The sequence below is a fragment of the Serratia nevei genome (assembly GCF_024160145.1).
Taxonomy (GTDB): Bacteria; Pseudomonadota; Gammaproteobacteria; order Enterobacterales; family Enterobacteriaceae; genus Serratia; species Serratia nevei_A.
The window spans coordinates 129,230-135,229 of the sequence record NZ_JAMYWQ010000011.1; the positions used below are offsets into that span (position 1 = coordinate 129,230).

The following is a 6,000-nucleotide window of genomic DNA, read 5'->3' on the forward strand; positions in this document are numbered from 1 at the left end:
ACGATGATGAAAATGAAAAAACTGGCAACCTTAGCTTCCGCCATCGCGCTGAGCGCCACCCTGAGCGCCAACGCCATGGCCAAAGACACCATCGCGCTGGTGGTGTCCACTCTCAACAACCCGTTCTTCGTCTCGATGAAGGACGGTGCGCAGCAAGAGGCCAACAAGCTGGGCTACAACCTGGTGGTGCTGGATTCCCAGAACAACCCGGCGAAAGAGCTGGCCAACGTGCAGGATCTGATGGTGCGCGCGCCCAAGCTGTTGCTGATCAACCCGACCGACTCCGATGCGGTGGGCAATGCCATCAAGATGGCCAACCAGGCCAAGATCCCGGTCATTACGCTGGACCGCGTGGCGAGCAAGGGTGACGTGGTGAGCCACATCGCTTCGGACAACCGCGTGGGCGGCAAAATGGCCGGCGACTTCATCGCCAAGAAAGTGGGCGCCGATGCCAAGGTGATTCAGCTGGAAGGCATCGCCGGCACTTCCGCCGCGCGTGAACGCGGTGAAGGCTTCAAGCAGTCGCTGGATCAGAATAAATTCAAACTGTTGGCCAGCCAGCCGGCCGATTTCGATCGCACCAAGGGCCTTAACGTGATGCAGAACCTGCTGACTGCGCACCCGGATGTGCAGGCGGTGTTCGCCCAGAACGATGAAATGGCGCTGGGTGCGCTGCGCGCGCTGCAAACCGCCGGTAAAACCGATGTGATCGTGGTAGGCTTCGACGGCACCGCCGACGGCGTGAAAGCGGTCGAAGGCGGCAAACTGGCGGCGACCGTGGCGCAGCGTCCCGATCAGATCGGCGTGATCGGTGTGGAAACCGCCGATAAAGTGCTGAAAGGCGAAAAAGTGCCGGCGACCATTCCGGTCGATTTGAAACTGGTCACTCAGTAAGTCATACCAGCGCCATCGGAACGGGACGTTTACGATGGCGCGCAATTCAGGAATCAATGCGATGGAAACAGGTAAGCTGGTGGTTCTTGGCAGCATCAATGCCGACCATATCCTCAATATTGAACAGTTCCCCCACCCGGGTGAAACGGTGATCGGGAAACAGTATAAGGTGGCGTTTGGCGGCAAGGGCGCGAATCAGGCGGTGGCGGCTGGGCGCAGCGGGGCAGAGATCGCCTTTATCGCCTGCGTGGGCGCTGACGACATCGGTGAACGTGTTCGCCGGCAGCTGGCGAGCGATCGCATTGATACCCAACCGATTGAAGCCATCGCCGACAGCACCACCGGCGTGGCGCTGATCTTCGTCAACGCCGAAGGCGAGAACGTGATCGGCATCGATGCCGGCGCCAACGCTGCGGTGACGCCGGATTACCTGGCGCGCTACCAGCAGAAAGTGATCGACGCCGATGCCCTGCTGATGCAACTGGAGTCGCCGCTGGAGACGGTGATCGCCGCCGCCCGCCTGGCGAAGCAGCATCACACGCAGGTGATCCTCAACCCGGCCCCGGCGCGTGAGCTGCCGGACGAGTTGCTGGGCATGATCGATATGATCACCCCGAATGAAACCGAAGCCCAGCGCCTGACCGGCATCGCCGTGGACAACGACGCCGATGCGGCGCGCGCGGCGCAGGCGCTGCACGACAAGGGCATCGCGACGGTGATCATCACCCTCGGCAGCCGCGGTGTGTGGCTGAGCGAAAACGGCAACGGCAAACTGGTGCCCGGCTTCAAGGTGCAAGCGGTGGATACCATCGCCGCCGGCGATACCTTTAACGGTGCGCTGGTCACTGCCTTGTTGGAAGGCAAGAGCATGGCCGACGCGGTGCGTTTCGCCCATGCGGCGGCGGCGATCGCCGTGACCCGCCCAGGCGCGCAGCCTTCGGTGCCGTGGCGTGCAGAGATCGACGCCTTCTTGCTGCAGCAGGGGTGATCCTTTGGCCACCATGAAAGATGTCGCCCGCCTGGCGGGCGTTTCAACCTCTACCGTTTCGCATGTGGTCAATAACAATCGCTTTGTCAGCGACAGCGTGCGCGACAAGGTCATGGCGGCCGTGGAACAGCTGAACTATGCGCCTTCCGCGCTGGCGCGCAGCCTGAAGCTCAATCAGACGCGCACCATCGGCATGCTGGTGACCGCCAGCAACAACCCGTTTTATGCCGAAGTGGTGCGCGGCGTGGAGCGCAGCTGCTATGAACGCGGCTACAGCCTGATCCTGTGCAACACCGAAGAAGACGCCGCGCGCATGAACCGCAGCATGGAGACGCTGCTGCAAAAGCGCGTCGACGGTTTGCTGCTGATGTGCACCGAAAACCACCGGCCATCGCAAGATGCCCTGAGCCGCTACCCGTCACTGCCGATCGTCATGATGGACTGGGCGCCGTTCGAGGGGGCCAACGACATTATTCAGGATAACTCGCTGCTGGGCGGCGAGATGGCGACCGATCATCTGATCGCCCGCGGCTACCGCAAGATCGCCTGCATCGCCGGCCCGCAGGATAAAACCACCGCCCGTCACCGACTGGAAGGCTATCGCAACGCGATGCGGCGCGCCGGATTGCCGGTTCCGCCAGGGTATGAAGTACATTGCGATTTTGAGTTTGAGGGTGGTGTGAACGCCATGCGCCAACTGCTGGCGCTGGACGAGCCGCCGCATGCGGTGTTCGCCGGTAACGACGCGGTGGCGGTGGGCGTTTATCAGGCGCTGTATCAGGCCGGGCTTTCCGTGCCGCAGGATATGGCGGTGATGGGCTACGATGACATTGAGTTGGCGCGTTATCTGGCGCCGCCGCTGAGCACTATTCATCAGCCGAAAGATTCGCTGGGCGAACTGGCGATCGATGCGCTGATCAACCGCCTGCAAAACCTGGAGCGCGCGCCCCAGGTGCTGGTACTGACGCCCGAGCTGGTGGAACGCGCCTCGGTGGGCCGCCGTTAACTGGCCGCCTTCGCTTCTTTCTTGCTTTCCTGGCCGCTGATCAAATTGCGGCCATCCTTCCTTCTCAGCAACATAAACACCAGCGCCGATGCCACGGTGACGATCCCCATGGTGATAAAGGTGTAATGGAAGTGGTCGATCATGGTGCCTAACGACAGGGATTCGTAAAAACGCAGCACCGCCGCGCTGATTGCCACGCCGAAGCTGATGGACAGCTGCTGGGTGACCGCCAGGACGCTGTTGCCGGCGCTGGCGTTGGCGTCGTTCAAATCCGCCAGGCTGATGGTGTTCATGGCGGTGAACTGGGTGGACATCGCCATGCCCAGCACGAACAGCGGTAAGATCATCAGCCACAGTGGCATACCCGGGCTTTGCAGGGCGAACTGGGCGATCAGCACCCCGATGATCACGGTGATGCCGACCAGCGTTTTACGGTAGCCGAACCAGCGCAGCACCTGAGTGACGGTAGATTTCGCCATCAGCGAGCCGATGGCAGTGGGCGCCATCATGCAGCCGGCGACGATCGCCGTGTAGCCGAATCCCACCTGCAGCATGAGCGGCATTAAAAACGGCACGCAGCCGGTGCCTAACCTGGAGGCGACGTTGCCGGCGATGCCGACCGAGAAGGTGCGGGTTTTGAACAGGTCGAGACCGATCAGCGGCTGAGGGTGACGGCGGGCGTGCGCGATATAGCCGAACAGCATCACGAAGCCGCTGAGCAGAATGCCCAGCGAAACGTAGCTTGCAAGCACCCGCTCGCCAAACAGCTCCAGCCCGGTAGAGATCAGCACCAGGCTCAGGCCGAACAGCATAAAGCCAAGGAAATCGAAGCGGCGCTTGGGCGTGGTGAAGTCCGGCATGTATTTGCGCGCATAGACGATGCCGAGCAGGCCGATAGGGATATTGATCAGGAAAATCCAGTGCCAGGTGGCGTAGGTCACCAGCCAGCCGCCCAGCAGCGGCCCCAGAATCGGCCCGACCAGGCCGGGCATGGTGACGAAGTTCAGCACCGGCAGCAGTTCGCTGCGCGGGTAGGCGCGCAGCAGCGCCAACCGTGCGACCGGCATCATCATCGCGCCGCCGATGCCTTGCAGCACGCGAGAGGCGACCAGCACGCTCAACGTAGGGGACAGGGCGCACAGCAGCGAACCGAGGGTGAATAACGTGACGGCGAAAATGAATACGCGGCGGGTGCCGAAGCGGTCCGCCAGCCAGCCGCTGACCGGGATCAGCATCGCCACCGTCAGCGTGTAGCTGATGACGGCCGATTGCATCGCCAGCGGTGAACGCCCCAGGCTTTGGGCGATCGCCGGCAGCGCGGTGTTAAGGATAGTGGCGTCCAGCGCCTGCATAAAGAACGCCATTGCGGCGATCCACGGTAGTCCTGCCATACTGCGCGCGGATTGGGTCATGGTCGGTCCTGGTTAAATGGTCGTCTGTCCCTCGTCTCTTTCTTCTATATATAAGCGGGGAACGTGTCTAGTCTTTCTCTTTCAGCAGCACCTGGCAGGCGACGAGCGCGCCGGCGCTGTCGCCGGCGAGTATCGCATCGACGATAGCCTGATGATGGCGCAGCTTGATTACTTCATTGCCGGTGATGGCGCGGAAGTAGCTTTGGTACACCGAACTGAACAGGTTGGCGAACGAGGTCAGGAACGGGTTGCCGCTGGCCTCGTAGATAAGCTGGTGGAATTGGGTATCGACCTGGATCCAACGTTCGCGGTCAAACTGGTTATGCAGCGCGCGCATTTCCGCCATCAGCTCCGCCAGCAGCTTGGTTTGCTGCTGGTTGGCGTGGTTTGCCGCCAACGCGCAGGCCTGCGGCTCCAGCGAAGTGCGCAAAATAAGGAAGTGTTGCATCACCTGATCGAAGTTTTCCCGTGTCATCCACCAGGTCAGTAAATCCTGGTCGAGGAAATTCCATTGGCTTTGTGGCATCACGCGGGTGCCGATGCGCGGGCGCGGCAACAACATGCCTTTGGCGGCTAACATCTTTACTGCTTCGCGCACGGCGGTGCGGCTGACGCCGAATTGCTCGCCCAGTTCCATTTCACCGGGCAGGATGCTGCCGGCCTGATAATCGCCCGCCAGAATTTGTTGGCCGAGTTTCTCTGCAAGCAGATAAGAAAGATTGCGTTGGGCGGCCTGTTGTTGTGCATTTAGCGGCATGACTGCGGGTCCTTACTGACATCGTTATTTCTATTTTACTCCAGCGATCGCCAGCTTTTATGGCTGTTTGCCCGAAAAAGTGACATAAATTCGGCGCTTTTTCGTCCTTTTGCCGAAAAAAACCGCGCTTGAAAAGTTTTTTGCAATTAGGGGTTGCGGCCCGCCGAGAACTCCCTATAATGCGCCTCCACTGACCGGGAACAACGACTGACAAGCCGCCGGGTCAGCGAGAGAAAAGCGAAATAAACGCTTGACTCTCCGGGTGAAAAGCGTAATATACGCCACCTCGAGTTAGCAAGCGAAAGCGCCTAACTCACTGCTCTTTAACAATTTATCAGACAATCTGTGTGGGCACTCCACAAGACGATATCCAGCATCTTCGGATGCAAAAAAATATCAAGTCTTGAAGAGTGACTAACTGAAGTAAAATTCATGCAGTAAATCTTTGAGCATCGCTTCTCGAGTGGAAGCAAATCAAGCTTTTAATTGAAGAGTTTGATCATGGCTCAGATTGAACGCTGGCGGCAGGCTTAACACATGCAAGTCGAGCGGTAGCACAGGGGAGCTTGCTCCCTGGGTGACGAGCGGCGGACGGGTGAGTAATGTCTGGGAAACTGCCTGATGGAGGGGGATAACTACTGGAAACGGTAGCTAATACCGCATAACGTCGCAAGACCAAAGAGGGGGACCTTCGGGCCTCTTGCCATCAGATGTGCCCAGATGGGATTAGCTAGTAGGTGGGGTAATGGCTCACCTAGGCGACGATCCCTAGCTGGTCTGAGAGGATGACCAGCCACACTGGAACTGAGACACGGTCCAGACTCCTACGGGAGGCAGCAGTGGGGAATATTGCACAATGGGCGCAAGCCTGATGCAGCCATGCCGCGTGTGTGAAGAAGGCCTTCGGGTTGTAAAGCACTTTCAGCGAGGAGGAAGGTGGTGA

General features: G+C 59.7%; 5 protein-coding genes and 1 rRNA gene. 4 read left to right on the forward strand and 2 right to left on the reverse strand.

The features are described 5' to 3' along the window. Positions 1–6 precede the first annotated feature (6 nt). The 3 genes from rbsB (at position 7) to rbsR (ending at position 2,888) form a co-directional block, all read left to right on the forward strand. Complete coding sequence (rbsB, locus tag M6G53_RS10640; RefSeq protein ID WP_025160300.1) at positions 7–894, forward strand: ribose ABC transporter substrate-binding protein RbsB; 888 nt, start codon at positions 7–9, stop codon at positions 892–894. A gap of 61 nt (positions 895–955) precedes the next feature. Further along, positions 956–1,882 (forward strand): ribokinase, encoded by a 927-nt coding sequence (gene rbsK / locus M6G53_RS10645; protein WP_253331145.1) that lies wholly within the window; start codon positions 956–958, stop codon positions 1,880–1,882. 4 nt (positions 1,883–1,886) lie between these two features. Beyond that, a complete protein-coding gene (rbsR, locus tag M6G53_RS10650; RefSeq protein WP_253331147.1) occupies positions 1,887–2,888 on the forward strand; it encodes a ribose operon transcriptional repressor RbsR in 1,002 nt (333 codons plus the stop codon). Here the strand turns inward: rbsR and mdtD are convergent. After that, a complete protein-coding gene (gene mdtD / locus M6G53_RS10655; RefSeq protein WP_060424392.1) occupies positions 2,885–4,300 on the reverse strand; it encodes a multidrug transporter subunit MdtD in 1,416 nt (471 codons plus the stop codon). The genes rbsR and mdtD overlap by 4 nt on opposite strands. Before the next feature lie 67 nt (positions 4,301–4,367). After that, a complete protein-coding gene (locus M6G53_RS10660) occupies positions 4,368–5,057 on the reverse strand; it encodes a FadR/GntR family transcriptional regulator (protein ID WP_253331150.1) in 690 nt (229 codons plus the stop codon). Positions 5,058–5,540: 483 nt separating this feature from the next. On the opposite strand from M6G53_RS10660, the gene M6G53_RS10665 reads away from it, so the two are divergent. Beyond that, positions 5,541–6,000 (forward strand): 16S ribosomal RNA (locus tag M6G53_RS10665); the annotation flags it as partial.